A 25,706-nucleotide genomic window follows, 5' to 3' on the forward strand; every position below is an offset into this window, starting at 1 on the left:
TTCCTTTTATCCGACAGACCGCTGGTCCCCGCACAATTATTATTCCCATCTTAAATATATATGGAACCGGTGCCAGGATGCAGAAAGAATTACCGGATTGTACCGTTCTGGATGGATGCATCTATGTTTCTGCATCCTTAGAACATCCCGGTGTTCTAGTTCAGCACGGTCCTATCTTAAGGGTTGTCTTCGGTCCCAGGGATCCTTCCTATATTTCTCCGATTTTATCAGTCATTCAATCGGATCTTTGCGAAAGCGGTATCGATGGAGTTTTATCCACCCATATCCAAAGGGATGCTTTGGAGAAATTTTCCTATGTCTCCCCTATCGGAGCTGCCGGAGTCTACCTTCATGCCGTAGCCGGAGATTTTCAAAAGGAAGGAGCTGCCCGTGAATTATTTAAATCCATGATTCGTGAGATCAGTACCCTGGCTGCTGCCATGGGATATCCCTTTGAAAAAGACTATGTAAAAATAAATCTGGAGATTCTTTCCAACTTATCTGCCGATGCCACCACTTCCATGCAGCGTGACATAATGGAAGGAAAACCATCGGAACTGGACGGACTTGTCATGGAGCCCCTCCGACTTGCAAAAAAATATTCTGTCTCTATGCCCTGTTATGAGGAGGTAGCAAACGTATTATGTCCATTGGAATTTTAGTTGGTAAAATTGCGGCATTATTTATCATCATGTTTTTAGGCTTTGTTTTGGTAAAGACTGGCATTTGCCGCTCAGATGACAGCCGCATTCTTTCACGCCTGTCTGTCTATATCGTAGTCCCCTGTTCGATTTTATCTGCTTTTCAGGTCAGCTGCAGCCCTTCCATCCTAAATGGGCTTCTTTTGGCGGTGGCTGCTGCTGTATTGATCCATCTCATCCTGATTGTCCTTTTTTACTTTATAGGACCTCTTCTTCATCTTAACGGAGTTGAAAAAGCCTCTATCATCTACTCTAATGCAGGAAATCTTGTTATACCGCTTGTTTCCTCTATTCTAGGACCAGACTGGGTTATTTATTCCAGCGCCTACGTCTCTGTACAGCTTTTTCTTCTCTGGAGTCATGGCAAAATGATGATCTGTGAAGAAAAGAAGCCTGATTTAAAAAAAATCATAACAAATACAAATATGATTGCCATTTTATTCGGTATTTTTCTATTCTTGGCACAGATTTCACTTCCCGATCCAGTGGACAGCGCTGTCCACTCCCTGGGAAGCATGATTGGTCCTTTGGCCATGCTGATCTCAGGAATGCTGATTGCCGGAACCACGCCCCAGGAAATTCTGGCTTTTCCCCATATTGGACTTGTCACGATTCTGCGACTCATCGGTGTACCGCTTTTGACAATTTTACTTCTTAAATTCAGCAGCCTTGCTTCTTTTGCTGAGAATGGTTCACAAATTCTGCTTGTCACCCTGTTAGCCACAATCACCCCATCCGCCTCCACAATCACGCAGATGGCCCAGGTATATGGAAAAGATGCCCGCTATGCTGGTGCCATTAACGTAATTACCACTCTGCTTTGTATGATAACCATGCCAATCATGGTTTATCTCTATCAATTATAACTTTATTCTTCACGACAAAAGAGAGGTTATTTGCAAAACAGCCAATAACCTCTCTTCATAAAACTCAAAAATGCATCTGCATTCTTGCTGCGGGATGGGAGTCATCCCACATCTGATATCTTATTATCCTATCTCTGATATTCCTTTACCGCGGTCTCGTAAAGATTGTTTCCTTCGGAATCAATTACCACAATCATAGGCATATTTTCTACCGTCAATTTTCGGATCGCCTCTGTTCCCAGATCATCGTATGCAATCACTTCCGATTCCTTAATGCACTTTGAAAGAATTGCTCCGGCTCCGCCCACTGCCGCAAAATAAACGGCACCATTGCGAACGATGGCATCGATGACTGCCTGGCTTCTCTTTCCTTTTCCGATCATGGCTCCCATGCCGAGATCCAGAAGTCTTGGAGTATATTTATCCATACGGCTGGCTGTGGTCGGACCTGCAGAACCAATCGGACGGCCCTCTCTGGCCGGTGACGGTCCCATATAATAAATTACATTATCTTTCAGATCAAGGGGAAGTTCTCTTCCTTCATCCAGTGTCTCTATCATGCGCTTATGAGCTGCATCACGTGCCGTATAGATGGTTCCGCTTATATATACATAATCACCTGCATGCAGGCTTTTTAATGTCTCCCTGTCAATTGGAGCTGTGATTGTTTTATCCATATTTTCCTCCAAATCTATCTTATGTGCTCTCGGTATCTTTTTGTGCAGGAAAAACTCCGAGAGTACATTTTTCATACTATCAAATGATGTTAGGGTCACAAGAGATTTTTCCCCTTTTGATACCGGATTGCTATGTGCTTCGCACTTTCGCAATCCTAAAAATATTCATCAAATCACTCTGTGCGCATGACGGTTTACATGACAGCAGATATTGATGCCTACCGGCAGCCCTGCAATATGGGTCGGGTAGGTTTCAATATTGACAGCCAGGGCGGTTGTCCGTCCGCCTAAACCGCCAGGACCGATTCCAAGGTTATTGATCGTTTCAAGCATTTCTTTTTCCAGATCACGCACATACTCAACCGGTGATTCCTCTTCCAGATTTCTGGTCAGCGCGTGCTTCGCCATCTCTGCACACTTTTCAAAGGTTCCGCCGATTCCAACGCCTACTACCATCGGAGGACAGGCATTCGGTCCCGCATCCCGCACCGCTGTCAGAATAGCATCCTTGACTCCTTCAATTCCATCTGCCGGTTTCAGCATGAATATACGGCTCATATTTTCACTTCCAAATCCCTTCGGAGCCACCGTGATCTCTACCTGCTCACCCTCTACGATCTCATAATGAATGATAGCCGGTGTATTATCCTTCGTATTCTCACGGTAAATCGGATCCTTAACCACGGATTTACGGAGATATCCGTCTACATATCCCTGACGCACGCCCTCATTGATAGCATCAGTCAGAGAACCGCCGATCAAATGTACATCCTGTCCTACCTTGATAAACACAACTGCCATTCCGGTATCCTGGCAGATCGGAATCATCTCCTCACCAGCGATACATAAGTTTTCTTCCAGCTGGCCTAAAATCTGACGTCCCAATGGAGATTCTTCACTCGCTGCCGCCTCATCAAACACCTTTTTCATATCCGGTGACAGAAAATGGTTGGCCTCAATGCACATTTCTTTGATATTCTGTGTAATGGTTTCAACATTGATTCTTCTCATTTGAAAACTACCCTTCTTCCATGAAATTTTTATCTGCCCCTGCTGACAGAACCGCTCTGTTTTATCTATTACTGACTCTTATATCATCATAATAGAAATTAAATAATCTTGCAATCATTTCTGAATAGATGTAATAAAAAATACCCCCTGAATAGATTTTGATCTCATGCGCAGTGATTCTGTATGGAATATGTCAGCTTTGCTGACCAGAATCACGCGCCAAGTCTCACGGACGTTCGACTTGAATTTATCTCTATCTATTCAGGAGGTATTATATTGTTACAGTTCAGCCATGACATCTTCTTGTTTCCATATTCATTCAAACCAGCGCATGGCTGAACTGTAACATCATATTATCTTGAAATTTCTCTTGTCACGTGTTTTAACCACTCTTTTTCTTCGTCATTCATATACGGAGAAATGGTTTCGTATACGTCTTTATGGTATGTATTTAAGCGCTCAATATCCGCGTCGTCCATGAAACGTGTATCCAGTGCCTCTAAGTCAATCGGCGCCTTGGTCAGGAATTCGAACTTCAGGAACTGTCCGTACTCATTCTTCTCATCCTCGACACATAAGATCAGATTCTCTGTTCTGGTTCCGAAATCGCCTGCAAAGTACAGACCCGGCTCATCGGAGCAGATCATGCCCGGCTCGATCACAGCGCTGTCCTGACGCTCCGGAACAACCTTCCAGCGCAGTCCGTTCGGTCTCTCATGTACATTAGAAAGATATCCAACACCATGTCCGGTACCATGTGCAAAATCAAGACCACGTTTCCAGAATGCTTCACGGATGGTGTAGTCTAAGTTGATTCCCCGGCAGCCGTGAAGGAACTTCATGGTTGATACCTTCAGCATAGCGGCTGCTACGATTGTGTAGTACTCTTTTTCCTTCTCGGTCAGAGGTCCTAACGCATAGGTTCTTGTGATATCAGTAGTTCCCTCTAAATACTGTCCGCCGGAATCTACCAGCAGAAGACCTTCCGGTTTTAATTTCTTGCATACCTCATCGCTTGGATGATAATGGCACATTGCTGCATTTTCCTTGTAAGCTGCAATGGTTACGAAACTTGGCTCGATATAATTGCCCTGCTCTGCTCGCAGTTCTTCAATTTTATGAGCCGCTGTCATCTCTGTCATATTGCAGGTTCCGATGGTATGCTTCAGCCAGTACATAAACTTGGTAACAGCTATACCATCTTTTAAATGGGCCTTACGCATATTTTCGATCTCGGTCGCATTCTTAACAGCCTTCATGGTCGCACAAGGATTCATCTCGTCTATAATACGGCAGGAAGCATCAATGCTCTCGCATACAGCAAAGCTTGCTTTCTTGCGTTCCAGAAGAATCTTCTCATTCTTCAGGGCTGCCACATCCTGTAAGAATTCCGCATACTCTTTTACCTGAATCTTTGCCTCAGCTAAAGCCGCATAAACCTCTTTTCCCATCTTAGTATCTTCTTTGATAGCTTCTTTCTGTACGTATAAATAGGCTTCATCCTGTGTAATAAGTGCGTAGGACAGAAATACCGGGTTATTTACAATATCGTTTCCACGAAGGTTGAATAACCATGCAATTTCATCCAGAGCCGTCATCAGATGAATCTGTGCTTTATTTTTCTTCATGGCATCACGAAGATCTGAAAGTTTCTCTACGGTACTCTTTCCGGCATATTTTACATCCAGGCTCCAGATAGGCTCGCAGGACATGGCCGGACGGGAAGTCCAGATCTCACCTACCAGATCCTTGCTGCAGTTGATTGTTACATTTTTTTCCTGCAGTAAGTTCTGAAGACCATACCCCAGCTCAGAGTTTACAACCCGGCCATCAAATCCAAGGCATCCATCAACCGGAAGCTCCTCCTCTAAAAACTCGTCCAGAGTCGGGAATTCAGGTTCACCCATGCGGTATAATTTGATCTCACTGCCTGAAAGCTGCTCTTCTGCCTGTACAAAGTATCTTCCGTCTGTCCAGAGTCCGGCTTTGTCCATAGTGATAACAGCCGTTCCAGCGGTTCCGTTGAAACCGGTCAGGAAGTGACGGCATTTAAAGAATTCGCCTACATACTCAGATTCATGAAAATCCGCAGTCGGAACCAGGTATGCATCGATTCCCAGTTCTTTCATGCGATCTCTTAATTGTCCAATTTTTATATTTGTCTGGTTCATTATTTCCTCCTTCATGCAATTTTTTTGAAAAAATATGTACTCCTGGAATGTCTATGCATTCCGCATAAAACATTCCCAGAGTACATCTTATTCTAGTTATTTAAATTATCGTAACGATTCAGCCCCATTAGCCAAGAAACATTCCAACGCCCGGTCCTAACGGAAGGTTAAGTACGATCCATAATACTAACAGGATACTCCATCCAATCAGGAAGCAGATACTGTACGGAAGCATGGTGGAAACCAGAGTTCCGATACCAGCCTCTTTATCGTATTTCTTCATGAATACGATAATCATTGCGAAATAGGACATCATCGGAGTGATAACGTTTGTACAGGAGTCACCGATACGGTAAGCAACCTGAGCGAACTCCGGCGTGTAACCTAACAGCATGAACATCGGTACGAATACCGGCGCGATCAGAGCCCATTTTGCAGATGCAGAACCCATGAACAGGTTGATGAATGCTGCAAAAAGAACGAATAAGATCATGGTCGGGATAGTTCCGATACCGGAGTTTCTAAAAAACTCAGCTCCCTTTAATGCAAGGATCGTTCCTAATTTGGTATAACCAAAGAAGTTAATAAACTGTGCTGCCACAAAGGTCAGAGCGATGTAGGAGCTCATGGTTCCCATGGCACGTCCCATAGCGTTGCAGACATCCTTCTCTCCGTGATATACACCAGTCATATGACCATATACAACAGACGGTACGAAGAAAAGTACAGTGATAATTGGGATGATGCCCTCCATGAACGGGGAGTTTCCTAACAGTGTTCCGTCCTCAGCTCTCATAACAGAGTTAGCCGGGAGACAGAAAGCTACCAGAACCAGAATCATAACCAGTAAGGTTAAACCAGCTACTTTCAGAGCTTTTCTTTCCTGGTCGTTTAATTTATACTCAGAGCTTGTTTCATTCTCTTCCCCATTGCCGTGATACTCACCAAAACGCGGTGCAACGACTTTCTCAGTGATGATAGTACCTAAGATTGTGATCAGGAAGGTAGACACCATCATGAAGTACCAGTTTCCGGTCGGCTCAACTACATAAGTCGGGTCTACCATCTTTACAGCCTCGTTGGTAATACCGCAAAGAAGCGGATCCAGAGTACCGATTAATAAGTTTGCAGAGAAACCACCGGATACACCTGCAAATGCTGCAGCCATACCAACTACCGGATGACGATTGTATGCCATGAACATCAGTGCTGCGATCGGAATCAGAACGATGTATCCAACTGCATCGGCCAGGTTGGACATAACGCCTAAGAATACGATCATCGGAGTAATTAACTTAGCCGGAGTAACCTCTACAGCAGACTTTAATGCGCCGCCGATTAAACCACTGTCCTCCAGAAGTCCGATACCAAACATAGCTACCAGGACAACTCCCAAAGGAGCGAATCCTGTAAAGTTAGTGATTGCATGTGTCAGCATATACACAAGCCCCTCACCATTCAAAAGGCTGACAGCCTGAACCGTCTGAGTCTCTACGACTCCCTTAGAACGGTTAACCAGTTCACCTGTTGCCGAAACTCCAGCCATCTCACAGACAGCAGAAAGAACGATAACAAAGAGAACTAAAATTGCAAAAATAGAAATCGGATGCGGAAGTTTATTTCCGACTTTCTCAATTCCGTTCAGCCAGCGGTTTAATAACGAAGGCTTATCTTTTGCTTGTTCGTTTGCTTTTCCCATTTTTTCCTCCATTCTCAACTTATACGTATAAGTGAATTTTGTATTGTTAGAATATCACAAAAGGATCGGCATTTCAATTATTTTTTTAGCAATATTAAATTATTGTGTATTTTAGTGAATTTCTATAGACATTTTTAGAGAAATTTAATAAACTGTAAAAGTGTTATAAGGAGTCTACAAAATTATGAAAAAAAATGTTACTGCAAAAGACATCGCAAAACTCTGCGGAGTCTCTCAGGCGACTGTATCTTATGTGATCAATAATCGCCAGAATCAGAAGATCAGTGAGGAAACCAGACGCAAGGTTTTAGATGCCGTTGAAACACTTCACTACTATCCCAATGCTTCCGCCAAAAGCATGCGGACCAAAAACTGCACGTCCATCGGAATTGTATGTGCAAAGGATTACAGCCGCCAGGCTTTCTTAAACGCTTTTACCGGAATCAGCCAGTACCTGTCCCAGATCGACTATACCATCACGATTTTCAATGAAATGGATGATATAGATTCTTCTCCGGATTATGTCAAAAGCTATTATTCCAACGTGATCGATGGACTCATTTTTATTTCCAACGATGATCACGCTGCTTTTACAAAACCGGCCGATGAAAATCATATTCCTTATGTGGTTATCTGTATGGACGGGGTTTTCTCAAAAAAAACGCCGTTCCCCCATGCATTTGAATATGCCCTGCAGGAATGTGCCTCCTTCTGTCTGGAAAAGGAAATCCGCGAAGTGCGGTATTTTTCCATCAGCAATGACGGTCTTTTAGTCAATAATAAATATCCGCTTTTTGAATCCCTGCTTCGCCGGACGGCACCGAACTGCCATCTGGAGCACGTGATCTGTCCTATCAAGGATCGTGATCTGATTCATTTGCAGCAATTTTTAGCTAAATACATGGAAAACCGCAGTTTTGATCTTGCCATTTCTCAAAACTACGACATTGGACTGCTGCTGCAGCGTGAAATATTAAAAACAGGCTTTTCCATCCCTCAGAGAATTCGCCATATCTTCCTGAACGAGGTGAATTTCTATGAAATGGACTATCCTTCTATCAGCGGCATTGATATTCCCTACGATCAAATGGGCGAGTATGCTGCCAAACTTCTTCTTGCTATGATCGAAAACCGTGAATCTGAATTTACCTACCAGGAATTCAAGTGCCGACTCATTCAGAGAGAAACGACGCTGTGACGCTGTTAAAATACTGCGCCTTATAAAGATCAAAAAGAGAACACCCGCTAATTCCAGTTTATGAATTGCCGGATGTTCTCTTTTTTATGATTTTCTTTTCAAGGATCAAGGATATCTGATCTTTTTTACTTTTTATTCGTTACAGTTCAGCCATGACATCTTCCGTATTCTCAGATTCGGTTTCTTCTCCGTCCTGTTCCTCCAGAAATTCGTCTTCTTCATCCTCATCCTTGTCGCTCTCCCGCACCTTGGCGATGCTTGCAACTGCTATGCCAGATTCAGCATCAATACTCATCAGCTTCACACCGGAGGTATTGCGTCCGATAATCGAGATGTCGCTGACTGCCATCTTGATGATAATGCCTTCATTGGTAATCAGCATGATCTTGCGCTCATTATCTACCAGCTTTGCACCCACCAAATCACCGGTTTTGTCGATGATCTTATAGCAGCGCACGCCCTTGCCACCTCGGTTCTGGGCTGTAAATTCATCAATCGGAGTGCGTTTTCCATAACCATTTTCCGATACTACCAGCAGGCATTCTCCCTGGCTGGCCATCTGCATACCGATGACTTCATCGCCTTCATCAAACTTCATGCCGATAACCCCCATGGAAACACGGCCTGTCACGCGGACATCGGTCTCATGGAATCGGATACACATGCCTTTCTTTGTGATCAGGAAAATATCTTCGGTATTATCGGTAGCCTTAACTTCGATCAATTCATCGTCATCACGAAGTACAATCGCCTGAAGACCGTTCTTGCGGACATTGCTGTATTCCTTCATCGGAGTCTTCTTAACCATACCATTGCGGGTTGCCATGAAGAGATATTTCTCATCATCGATCTCCTTCATAGGAACGATGGATGTGATCTTCTCGCCTGGCATCAGCGGAAGCAGATTCACGATGGCAGTACCTCTGGCAGTGCGTCCTGCCTCCGGAATCTCGTATCCCTTCAGACGGTATACGCGTCCCTTGTTGGTAAAGAACATCACATAATGATGGGTTGTGGTCATCAGCAGATCTTCGATATAATCTTCCTCAATAGTCTGCATGCCCTTGATTCCCTTGCCTCCGCGGTTCTGGCTCTTGAAATTATCGCTGGACATTCTCTTAATATAGCCAAAATTGGTCATGGTCACAACGATATCGTCATCCGGGATCAAATCCTCCGCAGACATATCGTATTCATCATATCCGATGGCGGTACGGCGATCATCTCCGTATTTATCAGCGATGAGGGAGATCTCCTCCTTGATAACACACAGAAGTTTCTTCTCATCTGCCAGAATCGCTTTCAACTCTGCAATCTTTGCCTCCAGATCTTTATATTCATTTTCCAGTTTCTCGCGTTCCAGACCGGTCAGAGCACGCAGACGCATATCTACGATGGCCTGTGCCTGTGCATCCGAAAGATCAAAACGCTCCATTAACTGAGCTTTCGCCGCCTGAACATTGGTAGAACCGCGGATGATCTTAATAACCTCATCGATATGATCCAGTGCCTTTAAAAGACCTTCCAAAATATGGGCTCTCTCTTCTGCCTTGTTCAGATCATATTTGGTTCTTCTGGTTACCACATCCTCCTGGTGCTTTAAGTAATATTCCAGGATCTGCTGCAGATTTAAGATACGCGGCTCATTATTAACCAGCGCCAGCATAATCACACCAAAGGTGTCCTGCAGCTGTGTATGCTTCAGCAGACGGTTCATGATGACATTTGCATTCACATCTCGGCGCAGTTCAATGCAGATCCGAAGTCCCTCACGGTTGGATTCGTCACGCAGATCCGTGATTCCATCAAGCTTTTTATCCTTTACAAGCTCTGCAATCTTTTCGATCAAACGAGCCTTATTCACTGCATAAGGAAGCTCTGTCACGATGATACGGCTCTTGCCATTTGCCATGGCCTCGATATTGTATACAGCCCGTACACGGATCTTGCCGCGTCCGGTTCTGTAGGCTTCTTCGATGCCTGCTTTTCCAAGGATGGTTGCTCCTGTCGGGAAATCAGGTCCCTTTACGATCTCCATCAGTTCTTCGATGGTAGTCGGGCGGTCTTCCTCCACCCGGTTGTCTATGATCTTGACAACGGCAGCAATCACCTCACGCAGGTTGTGAGGTGGAATATTCGTTGCCATACCAACGGCGATACCGGTGCCGCCATTTACCAGAATATTTGGAAAACGAGCCGGAAGAACCGTCGGTTCTTTCTCAGTCTCATCAAAGTTCGGCATGAAATCAACGGTATTCTTGCCAATATCCGCCAGCATCTCCATGGAAATACGACTCAGTCTTGCCTCGGTGTATCGCATCGCTGCGGCGCCGTCGCCGTCCATGGAACCGAAGTTTCCATGTCCATCTACAAGCGGGTAACGGGTAGCCCATTTCTGAGCCATATTAACCAATGCGCCGTAAATGGAGCTGTCGCCGTGCGGATGATATTTACCCATTGTATCACCGACGATACGGGCGGATTTACGGTGCGGCTTATCCGGACCGTTATTCAGCTCAACCATCGAATAAAGCACTCGTCTCTGCACCGGTTTCAAGCCGTCGCGCACGTCCGGGAGTGCCCGGGCGGCGATAACGCTCATCGCATAATCGATGTAAGACGTTTCCATTGTCTTTTTCAGATCAATGTCATGAATTTTGTCAAATATATTTGGTTCCATCTATACTCCTTTCGTCCTCAAAAGGATTTAAGTGACTTAAATTTAATTAAATATCCAGGTTCTTTACGTACTTCGCATTTGCCTCGATAAACTCACGACGCGGCTCAACCTGATCACCCATCAGGGTAGCAAATGTCAGATCAACCTCCGAAGCAGTCTCACTGTCGATCTGTACACGGAGAAGAATTCGGCGCTCCGGATCCATGGTAGTCTCCCAAAGCTGTTCCGCGTCCATCTCACCCAGACCTTTATAACGCTGGATCTTATTGTTGTTGTCACGGCCAATCTCAGTCAGAATCGAATTCAGCTCATCATCGCTGTATGCATACCAGACACGCTTATTCTTCTCGATCTTATAAAGCGGCGGCTGTGCCAGATATACATGTCCTTCCCGGATCAAATCCGGCATAAAACGATACAGGAACGTCAGAAGCAGGGTACTGATATGTGCACCATCCACATCGGCATCGGTCATGATAATGATCTTGTTGTAACGAAGTTTTGAAATATCAAAATCTTCATGAATACCGGTACCAAATGCCGTGATCATCGCACGGATCTCCGCATTGCCGTAAATTCGATCCAGTCTTGCTTTTTCTACGTTTAAGATCTTGCCTCGAAGAGGCAGAATAGCCTGATTGGATTTATTTCTAGCCTCTTTCGCAGAACCACCCGCGGAATCTCCCTCTACGATGTAGATCTCGCAGTTTTCCGGATTCTTGTCGGAACAGTCGGCTAATTTTCCTGGAAGCGCCATGCCGTCAAGCGCTGATTTACGTCTCGTCATCTCGCGGGCCTTGCGGGCTGCGTCGCGGGCTCTCTTGGCAAGAATTGATTTCTCACAGATGATCTTGGCAACCGTTGGATTCTGCTCCAGGAAATATGTCAGCTGCTCGCTCACGATCGCATCGACCGCCGCGCGGGCCTCGCTGTTGCCGAGTTTCTGCTTCGTCTGTCCCTCAAACTGCGGCTCCTCGATCTTGACGCTGATGATCGCTGTAAGGCCCTCGCGGATATCCTCACCGCTGAGTGTCGGCTCATTTTCCTTCAGAAGCTTATTTTTCTTCGCATAGTCATTAAAAGTCTTCGTCAGAGCACTCTTAAAGCCGGCCAGATGGGTACCGCCCTCCGGTGTGTTGATATTATTGACGAAGGTGTAGATATTTTCCGTGTAGGAATCGTTATGCTGCATCGCCACCTCGACAAATACCTTGTCCTTGATGCCCTCGCAGTAGATAACCGGTTCATAGAGCTTCTCATTGCTCCGGTTCAAGTAGGTGACAAATTCCTTGATACCGCCCTCATAGTGAAAGGTCTTCTCATGCTTCACTTCTCTGTCATCCCGCAGGGTGATCTTTAAGTTTTTCGTCAGGAATGCCGTCTCACGCAGGCGTACTTTTAACGTATCATAGTCGTAGACCGTTTCCTCGAAAATCTCCTTATCCGGCAGGAATACGACCCGTGTGCCGTGCTTATCCGGAGCACACTTACCGACTACTTTCAGCGGATACATGGTTTTGCCCCGCTCATAGCGCTGTTTATATACCTTTCCATCGCGGCAGATCTCAACCTCCAGCCACTCGGAAAGAGCATTTACAACCGATGCGCCTACGCCGTGCAGACCGCCGGATACCTTGTATCCGCCGCCGCCGAACTTGCCGCCCGCATGCAGGATCGTAAATACGACCTCAACCGCCGGAAGTCCGGCTTTTTTCTGAGTATCAACCGGGATACCACGACCGTCATCCTGTACCGTGATGGAATTGTCCGCATTGATCTGCACCTCGATGTGACTGCAGAATCCGGCTAACGCCTCATCCACGGAGTTGTCAACTATCTCATACACCAGGTGATGGAGGCCTCTTACAGATGTGCTGCCTATATACATACCAGGACGCTTTCTGACCGCCTCCAATCCCTCCAATATCTGTATTTGATCTGCACTGTATTCTGAACCCATAGTTCCTCCTTCACTTGCTGTTTTATGTCTGACTAGTTGTCTTGTTTGGACGTTCACAGGTGACCGTCCCGCTCACGACCCGAAAGGTCTTATCTATCTGGAAGCTGTGGCTGATAAAATCATCCAAGCCCGTACAGGTAATGATCGTCTGTATGTGGCGGATGCTGGCGAGCAGATGATCCTGCCGTTTCCCATCTAACTCCGACAAAACATCGTCGAGAAGCAGAATCGGATACTCCTTTTTGATCTTTTTAACCAGCTCAATCTCCGCCAGTTTGAGCGATAATGCCGCCGTCCTCTGCTGTCCCTGTGAACCGAAGCGCCGGATGTCAATCCCGTTGACATAGAAACTTAAGTCATCCCTGTGCGGTCCGACCAGCGTCGTCTTCTGCTTCCGGTCCGCCTCGCGGCTCTTTTTGACAGCCGCTTCCAGCTGATCCGCCTCCGTGTTCGGCTCATACTGAATAACAAGCTCTTCCTTTCCGCCCGACAATTTCTGATGGATCGGACGGATCAATTCGTTTAATTCACCGATAAATTCCCGCCGGTACTGGCTCACCTCCCGCCCGTAGGAAGCAAGCTGCATATCCCATATATCCAGCATCTCCTCGTACTCGGGATGGAAAAACAGCTCCTTTAAGAGCTTATTTCTCTGTATCACTACCCGGTTGTACTGCACCAGCGAATGAACATAGAGCCGGTTTAACTGGCATAATTCCAGATCAATAAAACGGCGCCGATCCGCCGGCCCGTTCTTAATGAGATTCAGATCTTCCGGCGAAAAAAACACCACGTTAACGATGCCGAAAAGCTCGCTCGCCCGCCGGATCGGAATCCCGTTGACCGCCACGCCCTTCGTCTTATTTTTCTTTAGGTGCATGTCGATCCGGTATGGCACATCGTCCTTGCGAAGCTGCATCTTGATGTGGGACTCGTCCTCTCCGAATTCGATGATCTCCCTGTCCTTGCTGCCGCGGTGGGACTTGGTCGTCGCACACACGTAGACCGCTTCGAGGATATTGGTTTTACCCTGCGCGTTGTCTCCGTAGAGAACATTCGTCCCCGGATCAAAATCCATATGTAATTCCCCGTAATTGCGATAATTTTTGAGTTCGATCGATTCGATAAACATGAAACCATCCTTTATTTGGTGATTGTTACGGTCTCTCCGTCATACTCGACTTTGTCCCCGTCGTAAAGCTTCTTGCCGCGCTGCATCTCCACCGCGCCATTGACCTTCACAAGCCCGTCCTGAATCGCAAATTTGGCGTCCACGCCGGACTCTACCAGACCAGCTGCCTTGAGCGCCTGACCCAGTTTTATAAATTCATCTCTCAGTTTGATCTCCATCTTATTTCAGATCCTTTCTGTTACTGTCTGCACCTGCCATGTCTAAAAATGGCAGGTTAGATCGCTGCCGCATTGAAATTGACCGGCAGGATCAGATAGATGTAAGTCTCCTCCTCGTCCCGGATAAAGCACGGGGATTTCGGATTCATCATGTACAGAGTCACTTCCTCATCATCGATGATTCGTAACGCATCACCCAAAAACTTCGGGTTGAAGCCGATCATCAGGTCTTTTCCAAACTTGGTAATCGCCAGACGGGCATCCATCGTACCGAAGGCGGAATGCATCTTTAACTCCATTTCTTCATCGGTAAAGTTTAAGATCAAAGGTTTCTTATCATTTTCACGGACGAGAATGCTCGCACGGTCGATCGCATCCATGAAATCACGGCGGTTCAAGGTAACTTTCGTCTCATAATCGGAGGAAAGCATCTGATTGATCCGGAAATACTCGCCCTCAATCAGGCGGGATAACACGATCGTGTCGTCAAATTCAAACATGATGTGGTTGGTGCTGAAGAAAATCTGTACCTCAGAGTCGTTGTCACCGTTTAAGATCTTGCTGATCTCACCTAAAGTCTTGCCAGGAACGATGACTTTTATATCACTGTACTGTTCTTTTAATGCAACTTTGCGGATCGACATGCGGTGTCCGTCGAGGGAAACGAGCTTAAGTTCATTGCCGGTGACCTCCATCAGCTCACCGGTCATCATCTTGTTGCTGTCGTTCGGCGAGATCGAGAAGATCGTCTGGCGGATGATCTCTTTTAAGGTAAACTGGGAAAGTGTGATGAATTTATCCCGCTCAATGTGGGGAATATAGGAAAATTCATCGCCGTCCTTGCCCTGAATCTGGAAAATAGCCTTGTCACAGGTGATCGTCGTGTTGTATTTTTCATCCGATTCGATCGTGATCGTAGAATTTTCGCCGGAGAGCTTGCGGATAATATCGGAAAAAAGCTTGGCATCAAGAGCGATTTTTCCACGTTCCAGGATCGTTCCTTCGACCTTCGTCTCAATTCCCAGCTCCATATCGTTGCCGGTCAGTTTGATCTCATCCGAAACAGCATCGATCAGGATGCATTCGAGAATCGGCATGGTGGTTTTGGAAGGAACGGCCTTCAGAACAATGTTGATGCCGTTCATTAAATGATCTTTTTCAAATGAAAGCTTCATGTTTGTTGATAACTCCTTTGCTAAAAATAACGTGGAACGGAAAGAAAAGATATATATAAATTCCGTCGCAATCGTAGTAGGGGCTGTGAATATGTGGAATTCTCCGGACAGCCCCGAAAATACAGGGGTTCAGACTCCTTTTGAATGGTTAAAAAGGCTGTGTAAAACTGTCCGGAACCGGCTGGATAACTTTTGAATTATCCACAGCCCTGAAATGGAGCAAAATGTGGGAAAAGTTATCCACAGGTTTTCAACCACTTTTCCACGCGAAATTGTGGAAGAAACCTACTGTGGGCTGATCTTTTTCATTAAGATTTCCACTGTATTGCGAAGCGATTCGTTTTTCTCCATATCGGCAGCGATCTTGTCGTGACCGTGGATGATCGTCGTGTGATCCCGACCGCCTAAATATTTGCCGATATTCTGCAGGGAAGTTCCGAGCATCGAACGGCAGATATACATCACGATCTGGCGCGGGAATACGATCTCCTTGTTGCGCTTCTGGGAGGAAATGTCAAGCGGAGTGATACCGAAATGATCAGCAACGACCTGGATGATCAGCTCTGGGGTCACTTCTTTCTCCGCGTTCGGGGAAATGAGATCCTTGAGCGCTTCCTCCGCCAGCTCCGTCGTGATCTCCTTGTTATTTAACTTGGAAAGGGCGACGATCTTGGTAAGGGCGCCCTCGAGTTCACGGATGTTGGACTTGACGTTGGTGGCGATGTACTTGATCACTTCATTATCTATATTGTAGCCCTCGAGTTCCTCTTTTTTGCGGAGGATCGCCATACGGGTTTCATAATCCGGCGACTGGATATCGACGGTCAAACCCCATTCGAAACGGGAACGAAGCCGTTCTTCCAGCGTCTCGATCTCTTTCGGCGGTTTATCTGAGGAGATAATGATCTGTTTTTTCGCTTCATAGAGTGCGTTGAAGGTATGGAAAAATTCTTCCTGTGTCGATTCCTTACCGATAATAAACTGGATATCATCGATGAGGAGGACGTCGTTGTTTCTGTATTTTTCACGGAACTCCGTGGTGGAAATATTGTTTTTGTTCCGGATCGCATCGATCAGTTCGTTCGTAAACTTCTCACTTGTAACGTAGAGAACCTTCGCTTTTGGATTGTTTTTTAAGATAAAATGTCCGATCGAGTGCATAAGATGCGTTTTTCCCAGACCTACACCCCCGTAAATGAAGAGAGGGTTGTAGATCTCACCCGGAGATTCTGCCACGGCGAGGGAAGCGGCGTGCGCTAAGTTATTGTTCGCGCCGACGACGAAGGTGTCGAATGTGTAGCGCGGATTTAAGTTCGCATCCTGGATGAGCTGGCGGCTGACCTCGGACGGGCGGTTGATCAGATGGCTTTTGTCCGTCTCTTTTTGCGGCTCATCGACCTGTTCGATGGTGACAAAATCGACCTCACACTCGATTCCGGTTAGTTCTTCGATGGTAATCTGGATCAAAAGTCCGTATTTTTTTTTGATATAGCCGAGAAACTGCACATCCGGAACCAGGATCTGAAGGGTGCCGTCTTTCATGGAATAAGGCTGCGTCGGAAGCAGCCATGTTTTGAAAGAAACGTCCGTCAGTTCGTGTTCTTCTTTAATATGGAGGAGAATTTCATCCCATTTTTCCTTAATTTTCTCTATCATACTGTGTCTCCTAAACGTAAAAAGCAGCCAAAACTGCAAAATAACCCAATCTAAGTTCTATTCTACATGATTTGTCCACATTTTTCAATAAAAACCCGCAATGTGAATAAGTGAAATTCAGTTATCCACGTGGAAAAAACGCCGAAAAATAAGGCTTTTTGGTGAATGGGTGTGAACAATCAGAAGCTTATCCAGATCGTATTCCACGGCTTTTCCACAAGTTATCCCCAAAATGTGGATAAGTGGAGGATAAGCTGTGAATAGGTGGCGGGAATGCTGATAAAATAAGGATTTTTTTATCCACAAAATGGAAACGTCCCGGTGTGTATACTGTATACAATAAGGTGCCTCGACAGCAATCGACGATCGATCTGTGGGGACGCAGGATCGAAATGGTGGAAAAACCACAGAAATTCCTTGTTCTATGGGGATTAAAAAGATCAAAATAGTGGTTGACGAATGCGGAATTCTTCTATATAATGGAGAAGATGTTTAATTACAATAGTCTAACTATGTTGAGAAGAATGCGGATTTCGGCGTGAGCCGGAGGAAGCGTGGATTTCTCTTACTATATTATGGATGAGGAGGTGTATGCAGACATGAAGATGACATTTCAGCCGAAGAAAAGACAGAGAGCAAAAGTTCATGGATTCCGTGCGAGAATGAGCAGCGCAGGTGGAAGAAAAGTTCTGGCTGCCAGAAGAGCAAAAGGTAGAGCAAAATTATCTGCTTAATGAACGAGGCCGCAATCGAGTTATAGATTGTGGCCTTTCTTAATATTCATAGAAAAAGTTCTAAGAATATTAAGAAAAGCTCTGCGATGCACACTCGGTGCAGGGGAATTGGTGATTTTAATGAAGCGTTTTAATTCAATTAAGAAGAACAGCGAATTTCAAAAGGTTTACAAGACAGGGAAATCCTATGCCAATAAGCTTCTGGTTATGTACGTGAAGCGGGTGGATGACGGGAAGGAGCCTCGGATCGGTATCTCCGTCAGCAAAAAGGTTGGAAACAGCGTGGTCCGCCATCACGTGACAAGGTTGGTACGGGAGAGCTATCGGTTAAATAAGGACAGAGTCAGACTCGGATTAGACATCGTAGTCGTTGCCAGACCGGCAGCGAAAGAAGCAGACTTCAAAAAAATTGAGAGTGCATACCTGCACTTATGCGGACTGCATAACATTCTGGAGAATCGAAGTGAGAATATTGATTAAGAAGATCTTGATAAAGATGATTCGGGGATATCAGCTCTATATTTCCCCTATGACAGGACCTCACTGCAAGTACACGCCGACGTGCTCGGAGTACGCCATCCAGGCACTTAAAAAGTACGGCGCTGTAAAAGGTATGATTTTGGCATGTAAGCGGATTCTTCGCTGTAATCCATTTGCAGAAGGCGGTTATGATCCAGTTCCGTAAAGGATGAGGAGGTAGTTCATTGGACGTTAGCGTTTTAGTTGCGACAAAGGCAGGTTCGATCATGGGACCGATCGCCAGCGTGTTTGGTTATATCATGGACTTTTTATTCCGGATTACCAGCAGCATGGGGATCATGAATATCGGTCTGTGTATCATCCTGTTTACCATTATCACAAAGTTACTGTTATTTCCTCTGACGATCAAACAGCAGGAATCGTCAAAACTTATGTCGCTTATGAACCCTGAAATCAAGGCGGTTCAGAATAGGTATAAGGGAAAAACCGATCAGGCATCGATGGCTAAACAACAGGTCGAGATGCAGGCAGTCTATGAGAAATATGGCTCGAATCCGATGGCAGGATGTCTGCCGATGGCGATTCAGCTTCCGATTATCTTCGCTTTGTACCGGGTTATCTACAACATTCCGGCATACGTACCGTCAGTACGTGTCTTTTTTGACAACGTAGCGAACCCGCTGATGGAGCAGCCGGATTACATCAACAAGATTTCCGAGCTGGCAAGCGGTGTCGGCATGGCGGTGGACAAGGTAGACTACACCGTGGCAAACAAAGTCGTAGATATGTTATATAAGTTGACACCGGCTGGATGGGATACGCTGGAAAGTTTATTCCCGCAGATCTCTTCGACGATCGCAGAAAATGCGAGCAAGATTGAGCAGATGAACTATTTCTTCGGCATCAATCTGGCAACTCCGCCGTTTACCGGTTTTAACCACATCACGATCGCATGGATCATCCCGATCCTTGCGGGTCTGACCCAGTGGCTCTCCACCAAGCTGATTTCCAATTTACAGCAGGTGGATCAGGACGCGCCGGGCGCGAGCATGATGAACAGCATGATGATCACGATGCCGCTGATGTCCGTATTCTTCTGTTTCTCCCTGCCGTCCGCGATCGGTATCTACTGGGTCGTTCAGGGTGCATTCCAGCTCGTTCAGCAGCTGATCGTAAATGCACATATGAACAAGATCGATGTCGATGATCTGATCCGCCGCAACGTGGAGAAGATGAACAAGAAGAGAGCGAGAAAAGGTCTGCCGCCGGCCAATGTCAGCGAGAAGGCAAGCGTGAATTTAAAGGCGCTTCAGGCACGCGAGGATGCGGAAAGCAAGGCGAAAGAGGACAAGATCTCCCGCAATAAAAAGCAGATGGAGGCGTCTGAAGCATTTTACAATTCCGATCCGAAGCCGGGCAGTCTGGCTTCCAAGGCCAAGATGGTGCAGAAGTACAACGATAAGCACGCGAAAAAATAGAAGGAGGGCGCAGGATGGATATGATTACGGTTACCGCTAAGACAGTCGATGAGGCAGTAACAAAGGCACTGATTGAACTGGAAACCACCAGTGATAAATTAGAGTACGAAGTGGTCGAAAAAGGAAGCGCCGGATTTCTGGGGATCGGCGCGAAACCGGCGATCATCCGTGCTAAGAAAAAAGAGACGCTCGAGGATCGTGCGATCGACTTTTTAAGCCAGGTATTTGATGCGATGAACTTAGATGTGAAGATCGCAGCGGCTTTCAATGAGGAAGAGTGCGAGATGAACATTGACCTCTCCGGCGAGGACATGGGTATTTTGATCGGTAAGAGAGGTCAGACCCTGGATTCTCTCCAGTATCTGGTCAGCCTGGTTGTCAACAAGAAGAGCGAGAATTACGTCCGCGTGAAGCTCGATACCGAGAATTACCGCGAGAGACGGAAAGAGACGCTTGAGACACTGGCAAAGAACATTGCTTACAAGGTAAAGAGAACGAAACGTTCCGTATCTTTGGAGCCGATGAACCCGTATGAGAGACGGATCATTCATGCAGCGCTGCAGAATGACAAGTATGTCACCACCCGCAGCGAGGGCGAGGATCCGTTCCGGCATGTGATTATTTCGCTGAAGCGTGAGGGCAGACGCGAGAGAAGTGACGGGTATGGGAGATATGAGAAGTAAATAAGTATGACGAAGAAGGTCTGGAGGTATCTAGACCTTCTTTTTTGTGGGGGATCGAGCGCGAGAGGTTTATCGTGAAAACATAAAAAAAGAAATAAATATTAGACTAGATTTGTAAATAAAGATGGGAAAATGCTTCCATATGGTATAGAATAAGAAGATAAAAAGCAAGGAAGGATTTATATATATATGGTATATACAGATACAATCGCCGCGATCGCGACGGCGCTTTCGAGTTCGGGGATTGGGATTATCCGGATTAGCGGTTCGGACGCTGTGGCGGTGGCGGAGCGGATGTTTGAACCGGCGGTGGCGGGGAAGAGGCTTTCAGAGCAGAAAACGTATACGATTCATTATGGATATATTCGGGATGGAGAGGAACGGATCGATGAAGTGCTGCTTCTTTTGATGCGCGGTCCGCACAGTTATACGGCGGAGGACACGGTAGAGATTGACTGTCACGGAGGCGTGCTGGTGATGAAGCGGATTCTGGAGCTGGCGGTAAAATGTGGGGCGCGGCTGGCGGAACCAGGCGAATTTACGAAGCGGGCGTTTTTAAATGGCAGAATTGATCTTTCGCAGGCGGAAGCCGTGATCGATGTGATCCAGTCGAAAAATGAGTATGCGCTGCAGTCTTCGGTCAGCCAGTTGAGCGGTTCAATGTCGCGGAAAGTGCGGGAACTTCGCGAAAAACTAATCTATGAGATTGCCTTTATTGAGTCCGCACTTGATGATCCGGAGCATATTTCTCTGGACGGATATCCGGAGCGCCTTCGGGAGACGCTGCAGCCGATAGAGATGGAACTGGAGGCGTCGATCGGGACGTTTGACAACGGGCGTATCATGACGGAGGGGATCAAAACCGTGATCTTAGGTAAGCCGAATGCAGGAAAATCGTCCCTGATGAATGTACTGTTGGGAGAGGAGCGCGCGATTGTGACAGAGATCGCCGGTACGACACGCGATACGCTGGAGGAAAATATCCGTCTGCGCGGGCTTAGCTTAAATTTGATCGATACGGCGGGCATCCGGGAAACGGAGGATATCGTTGAAAAGATTGGCGTGGAACGGGCGAGAAAGATTGCGGATGAGGCAGATTTGATCTTGTATGTGGTCGATGGATCAAGGGAGCTGGATGAAAATGACCGTCAGATCCTCGATTTGATCCGGGGACGGAAGGTGATCGTCCTCTTAAATAAGACAGATCTGGAACCGGTTCTCACAGAAGAAGCGCTTCGCGAAGCGTGCGGGCAGGAAGTGATTCCGGTATCGGCGAAGGAACAGCAGGGAATTGATCGATTGGAGGAAAAAATTCAGACGATGTTCTTGCAGGGAAACCTGAATTTCAACGATCAGGTCATGCTGACAAACGTCCGTCACAAGACGGCGATGGAGCAGGCGCTGAAAAGCCTGCGTCTGGTCGAGACAAGCATCGACAATGCGATGCCGGAGGATTTTTTCTCGATTGATCTGATGGATGCCTATGAACATCTTGGAACGATCCTTGGGGAATCACTGGAAGAGGATCTGGTGAATGAGATTTTCAGCCATTTTTGTATGGGGAAATAGATCAATTTTTTTGCAAGGTTTCTTTCCTTGTGGTATGATAGGGTGGATCTGAAAACAAGAAAGAATATAAGGCGTTTGATCGAATTGAAATGTGCAGCTACAGTAAAATCGGCTGCGAATCATACGGCGCATGAGCCGCAGTGTTTATCTCAGTCGAGAAGACTCCCGTGGTGAGTAATAGCAAATTTGTCTCAGTGGAAGCCTTGTCTCCGACTGAGATAAACGCTCCGCGAGGATGCGCAGTGATTCTGTAAAGAATATGTCAGCTTACGCTGACCAGAACCACGCGCCAAGTCTCACGGACGTTCGACTTGAATAGAACGCAGAGATAGAGAGGAAAGAGGAAACATGCCCTGTTTAACAGAAAATTATGATGTAGCGGTCGTCGGGGCGGGACACGCCGGCTGTGAGGCGGCGCTGGCAAGCGCGAGACTGGGACTCGAGACGATCGTGTTTACCGTCAGCGTGGACAGCATCGCCCTGATGCCGTGCAACCCGAATGTCGGCGGAAGCTCGAAGGGCCACTTGGTGCGCGAGCTGGATGCGCTCGGCGGCGAGATGGGAAAAAATATAGATAAAACCTTTATACAGTCCAAGATGCTCAACCAGTCCAAGGGACCGGCGGTGCATTCGCTCCGCGCGCAGGCGGACAAGCAGGAATACACCCGCCAGATGCGCCGTACCATGGAAAATACCGATCACCTGACGATCCGTCAGGGAGAGGTGGCAGAGCTGATCGTGGAAGAAGGTCAGATCAAAGGACTGAAAACGTACTCCGGCGCGACGTATTACTGCAAGGCGGTGGTGCTGGCAACGGGAACGTACCTGAAAGCGAGATGTATCTATGGTGATGTGAGCAATCCGACCGGACCGAATGGTCTGCAGGCGGCAAACCATCTGACAGATTCCCTGAAAAAGCTGGGAATCGAGATGTTCCGTTTCAAGACGGGCACACCGGCGCGTGTTGATAAGCGCAGCATCGATTTTTCTAAGATGGAAGAGCAGTTCGGCGATGAGAGGGTTGTGCCATTTTCTTTTTCCACCGATCCGGAGTCGGTGCAGAAGGAGCAGGTGTCCTGCTGGTTGACCTATACCAATGAGAAAACACATGAGATCATCCGCAACAACCTGGATCGATCGCCCCTCTTTTCGGGCGCGATCGAGGGAACAGGTCCGCGTTACTGTCCATCGATCGAGGATAAGGTGGTAAAATTTCCAGATAAGAACCGTCATCAGGTTTTTGTCGAGCCGGAGGGAATTTATACGAATGAAATGTATCTGGGCGGTATGTCCAGTTCCCTGCCGGAGGATGTGCAGTACGCGATGTATCGTACCGTGCCGGGACTTGAAAATGTAAAAATTGTTCGAAATGCATATGCAATTGAGTACGATTGTATCAATGCACGCCAGTTGAAGGCATCGCTGGAATTTAAGGCGATCCGGGGATTGTTCAGCGGCGGTCAGTTTAACGGAAGCTCCGGTTATGAGGAAGCGGCGGTACAGGGCTTTATGGCGGGTGTCAATGCGGCGCGCGAAGTGCTGGGAAAAGAACCGATCATCCTCGACCGTTCCCAGGCATATATCGGTGTCTTAATCGACGATCTGGTTACCAAAGAAAACCATGAACCGTACCGGATGATGACGTCGCGTGCGGAATACCGCCTGCTTTTGCGTCAGGACAACGCGGATCTGCGTCTTTCCCCGATCGGGCATGAGATTGGACTGGTCAGTGATGCGATGTATGAGCGTGTTCTCTGGAAAGAAAACATAATCGAGGAAGAGGCAAAGCGTCTGGAGAAGATCAACATTGGCGCTGGAAAAGAAGTGCAGGAATTTTTAGAGCGCCACGGAAGCACCCCGCTCAAGACCGCGGCAACGCTGGCAGAGCTGGTACGCCGTCCGGAGTTAAGCTATGAAGCACTGGCAGAGCTGGATCCGAACCGTCCGGAACTTCCGGAAGATGTGATCGAGCAGATCAACATCAACATCAAGTATGACGGCTATATCCGCCGCCAGCTGCAGCAGGTTGCACAGTTCAAGAAGATGGAGAGCCGGAAGCTGGATGAAAACTTCGACTATTCCACGGTCGGAAGCCTGCGCCGTGAGGCAGTACAGAAGTTAAATCTCTATAAACCGGCAAATATCGGTCAGGCATCCCGAATCGCGGGCGTGTCACCGGCGGATATTTCGGTGCTGCTGGTACACTTAGAGCAGAGCCGCCATGCGGGGCATGGGGAAGAGAAGAAAGAACTGTAAATATAGAAACGAGCGGATTCAGAGTTACTGTACACGGGCAGGCACTTTTGGAACCGAAAGTGTCGTAAGAAAACCTGGTGGCAGGAGGAATTTGCCGTATTTAAATGCGAAGCCACGGCAAATTCCGTTACTGGGCACGTATGCGTGAACAGTAACGAGTCAGAGACTGCATGGAAACAGGTAAACGCATTGCAGCAACTCAAAATGTAAGATAGATAAGAACCTGAGAAAAAATAGAACATATCATAAAGGATATATTTATGGCAGAAGAAAATAAAGTAGAAAGCGGTGTGGTTCTGCCTCCGGCAGACTTTACCGAGCAGCTTCAGAAAGAAGCGCAGGAGATGGGTGTCACGTTAAATGAACACCAGATCAAGCAGTTCTACGATTACTATGAACTGTTGATTCATTGGAATACGATGGTGAATCTGACAGCGATCACGGAACAGAAGGAAGTTGTGACCAAACATTTTTCGGATAGTCTGGCACTTGTGAAAGCGGTGCCGGATCTGGCAGAGAAAGAGTATACGTTGATCGATGTTGGAACGGGAGCTGGATTTCCGGGTATCCCGTTAAAGATTGCATTTCCAAATTTAAAGGTCACGCTTCTCGATTCTTTAAATAAGCGGATCAACTTTCTGAACGAGGTAATTCAGGCATTGGAACTGGAAAAAATTCAGGCGGTTCACGGACGGGCGGAGGATGCGGCACATGATAATGTTTCACGTGAAACATTTGATTTCTGCGTTTCACGCGCGGTGGCAAATCTTTCCACGCTGTCGGAATACTGCCTGCCGTTTGTTAAGGTGGGTGGCTGGTTTGTGCCGTACAAATCGGGCAAACTGGAGGAAGAGATGAAGACGGGAAAAGGTGCGATCCGCAAGCTGGGCGGTGAGCTGGAGGATGTGATTTCCTTCCACCTTGCCAATGAGGATGAGCGTAACCTGGTCCGGATTCATAAGACAGAGAGGACGGGAAAGAAGTATCCGAGAAAAGCGGGAACGCCGTCGCGGGAGCCGCTGAAATAAAGCAATCAAAAGGTAGATAGAGAAAGACTGTATATGGAACACGTAGGATATACAGTCTTTCTTTTTCATATAGGCGGGGTTTAAACAAAAATGTATGACTGAATATTTGTTCTGGAAGATTGTGTTCCAGAAGCCGTATCAGGCATATGACAGAGGAAATCTGGAGAAGCGGGTAGAGGCGATGGCAGAGCTGGAAATAATAGGGAAAATTTATAAAATTTGAGTTTTCGTTACAGAATATAGTTTTTTTGTGCGAAAGCCGAAGAGATCGAGTGGGAATAATGTAGAATAAAGAGGAGCATTCCGGGGGTTTTGTTTGTATATAGATAGTGCG

At 46.8% G+C, this 25,706-nt stretch carries 22 protein-coding genes (1 of these 22 cut by a window edge); 12 read left to right on the plus strand and 10 right to left on the minus strand.

The features are described from left to right. Together DXB70_RS00015 and DXB70_RS00020 are read left to right on the plus strand one after the other, a co-directional pair. A protein-coding gene (locus DXB70_RS00015) for a 2-dehydropantoate 2-reductase (RefSeq protein ID WP_118672459.1) crosses the window boundary here: on the plus strand, positions 1–662 show its 3' portion. Its footprint begins 271 nt before the window's first position; only the last 662 of its 933 coding nucleotides appear in the window; its start codon lies off the left edge, out of view; its stop codon occupies positions 660–662. Continuing rightward, positions 644–1,567: an AEC family transporter gene (locus DXB70_RS00020; protein ID WP_118672460.1), complete on the plus strand. Its 924-nt coding sequence runs from the start codon at positions 644–646 to the stop codon at positions 1,565–1,567. Before DXB70_RS00015 ends, DXB70_RS00020 begins: the two co-directional genes overlap by 19 nt. Before the next feature lie 128 nt (positions 1,568–1,695). Here the strand turns inward: DXB70_RS00020 and DXB70_RS00025 are convergent, their stop codons facing one another. The 4 genes from DXB70_RS00025 to DXB70_RS00040 all read right to left on the minus strand — a co-directional run bounded on the left by DXB70_RS00025 (position 1,696) and on the right by DXB70_RS00040 (position 7,125). After that, the gene (locus tag DXB70_RS00025) at positions 1,696–2,319 is read right to left on the minus strand and encodes a Fe-S-containing hydro-lyase (protein ID WP_118672461.1); all 624 of its coding nucleotides are present in this window, start codon (positions 2,317–2,319) and stop codon (positions 1,696–1,698) included. A gap of 93 nt (positions 2,320–2,412) precedes the next feature. Continuing rightward, positions 2,413–3,255 (minus strand): fumarate hydratase, encoded by an 843-nt coding sequence (locus DXB70_RS00030; RefSeq protein ID WP_118482404.1) that lies wholly within the window; start codon positions 3,253–3,255, stop codon positions 2,413–2,415. A gap of 353 nt (positions 3,256–3,608) precedes the next feature. Then, entirely contained in the window at positions 3,609–5,426 is a 1,818-nt protein-coding gene (locus DXB70_RS00035) for an aminopeptidase P family N-terminal domain-containing protein (RefSeq protein ID WP_243099850.1), read from the minus strand. A 127-nt stretch (positions 5,427–5,553) separates the two neighbouring features. Continuing rightward, complete coding sequence (locus DXB70_RS00040) at positions 5,554–7,125, minus strand: AbgT family transporter (protein ID WP_107000965.1); 1,572 nt, start codon at positions 7,123–7,125, stop codon at positions 5,554–5,556. 184 nt (positions 7,126–7,309) lie between these two features. Here DXB70_RS00040 and DXB70_RS00045 point away from each other — a divergent pair, with 184 nt between their 5' ends. Next, complete coding sequence (locus DXB70_RS00045; RefSeq protein WP_118672463.1) at positions 7,310–8,323, plus strand: LacI family DNA-binding transcriptional regulator; 1,014 nt, start codon at positions 7,310–7,312, stop codon at positions 8,321–8,323. Between the two features lie 139 nt (positions 8,324–8,462). Here DXB70_RS00045 and gyrA read toward each other — a convergent pair whose 3' ends face one another. The 6 genes from gyrA to dnaA all read right to left on the minus strand — a co-directional run bounded on the left by gyrA (position 8,463) and on the right by dnaA (position 17,144). Further along, a complete protein-coding gene (gene gyrA, locus DXB70_RS00050) occupies positions 8,463–11,003 on the minus strand; it encodes a DNA gyrase subunit A (protein ID WP_118672464.1) in 2,541 nt (846 codons plus the stop codon). 46 nt (positions 11,004–11,049) lie between these two features. Beyond that, positions 11,050–12,963, minus strand: a complete 1,914-nt coding sequence (gene gyrB, locus DXB70_RS00055) for a DNA topoisomerase (ATP-hydrolyzing) subunit B (RefSeq protein ID WP_118672465.1) — start codon at positions 12,961–12,963, stop codon at positions 11,050–11,052. A gap of 22 nt (positions 12,964–12,985) precedes the next feature. Continuing rightward, positions 12,986–14,095 (minus strand): DNA replication/repair protein RecF, encoded by a 1,110-nt coding sequence (gene recF, locus DXB70_RS00060; RefSeq protein ID WP_117796771.1) that lies wholly within the window; start codon positions 14,093–14,095, stop codon positions 12,986–12,988. An 11-nt stretch (positions 14,096–14,106) separates the two neighbouring features. Further along, positions 14,107–14,313, minus strand: coding sequence for an RNA-binding S4 domain-containing protein (locus DXB70_RS00065; RefSeq protein WP_107000960.1), 207 nt, complete (start codon positions 14,311–14,313; stop codon positions 14,107–14,109). 56 nt (positions 14,314–14,369) lie between these two features. After that, a complete protein-coding gene (gene dnaN / locus DXB70_RS00070) occupies positions 14,370–15,488 on the minus strand; it encodes a DNA polymerase III subunit beta (RefSeq protein WP_022358494.1) in 1,119 nt (372 codons plus the stop codon). A 285-nt stretch (positions 15,489–15,773) separates the two neighbouring features. Continuing rightward, on the minus strand, positions 15,774–17,144 hold the full coding sequence (gene dnaA, locus DXB70_RS00080; protein WP_022358493.1) for a chromosomal replication initiator protein DnaA: 1,371 nt from the start codon (positions 17,142–17,144) through the stop codon (positions 15,774–15,776). A gap of 599 nt (positions 17,145–17,743) precedes the next feature. Here dnaA and rpmH point away from each other — a divergent pair. From rpmH to DXB70_RS14495, 9 genes are all read left to right on the plus strand, one after another. Beyond that, a complete protein-coding gene (gene rpmH / locus DXB70_RS00085; RefSeq protein ID WP_087225913.1) occupies positions 17,744–17,878 on the plus strand; it encodes a 50S ribosomal protein L34 in 135 nt (44 codons plus the stop codon). 120 nt (positions 17,879–17,998) lie between these two features. Beyond that, entirely contained in the window at positions 17,999–18,358 is a 360-nt protein-coding gene (gene rnpA / locus DXB70_RS00090; RefSeq protein ID WP_107000958.1) for a ribonuclease P protein component, read from the plus strand. Beyond that, positions 18,354–18,563: a membrane protein insertion efficiency factor YidD gene (yidD, locus tag DXB70_RS00095; RefSeq protein ID WP_333489800.1), complete on the plus strand. Its 210-nt coding sequence runs from the start codon at positions 18,354–18,356 to the stop codon at positions 18,561–18,563. The genes rnpA and yidD overlap by 5 nt, the downstream gene beginning before the upstream one ends. A gap of 19 nt (positions 18,564–18,582) precedes the next feature. Then, positions 18,583–19,836 carry a YidC/Oxa1 family membrane protein insertase gene (locus DXB70_RS00100; protein WP_347474746.1) on the plus strand — a complete coding sequence of 418 codons (1,254 nt, stop codon included), beginning with the start codon at positions 18,583–18,585 and terminating at the stop codon, positions 19,834–19,836. 14 nt (positions 19,837–19,850) lie between these two features. After that, positions 19,851–20,519 (plus strand): RNA-binding cell elongation regulator Jag/EloR, encoded by a 669-nt coding sequence (jag, locus tag DXB70_RS00105; RefSeq protein ID WP_107000956.1) that lies wholly within the window; start codon positions 19,851–19,853, stop codon positions 20,517–20,519. Positions 20,520–20,708: 189 nt separating this feature from the next. Next, the gene (gene mnmE / locus DXB70_RS00110) at positions 20,709–22,088 is read left to right on the plus strand and encodes a tRNA uridine-5-carboxymethylaminomethyl(34) synthesis GTPase MnmE (RefSeq protein WP_107000955.1); all 1,380 of its coding nucleotides are present in this window, start codon (positions 20,709–20,711) and stop codon (positions 22,086–22,088) included. A gap of 348 nt (positions 22,089–22,436) precedes the next feature. After that, positions 22,437–24,344: a tRNA uridine-5-carboxymethylaminomethyl(34) synthesis enzyme MnmG gene (gene mnmG, locus DXB70_RS00115; protein WP_118469368.1), complete on the plus strand. Its 1,908-nt coding sequence runs from the start codon at positions 22,437–22,439 to the stop codon at positions 24,342–24,344. Positions 24,345–24,604: 260 nt separating this feature from the next. Further along, positions 24,605–25,372, plus strand: a complete 768-nt coding sequence (gene rsmG / locus DXB70_RS00120; protein ID WP_118471741.1) for a 16S rRNA (guanine(527)-N(7))-methyltransferase RsmG — start codon at positions 24,605–24,607, stop codon at positions 25,370–25,372. 94 nt (positions 25,373–25,466) lie between these two features. Further along, a complete protein-coding gene (locus DXB70_RS14495; RefSeq protein ID WP_279221049.1) occupies positions 25,467–25,595 on the plus strand; it encodes a hypothetical protein in 129 nt (42 codons plus the stop codon). Positions 25,596–25,706 lie beyond the last annotated feature (111 nt).

The sequence above is a fragment of the Clostridium sp. OM05-5BH genome (assembly GCF_003481505.1).
GTDB lineage: Bacteria > Bacillota > Clostridia > Lachnospirales > Lachnospiraceae > Otoolea > Otoolea fessa.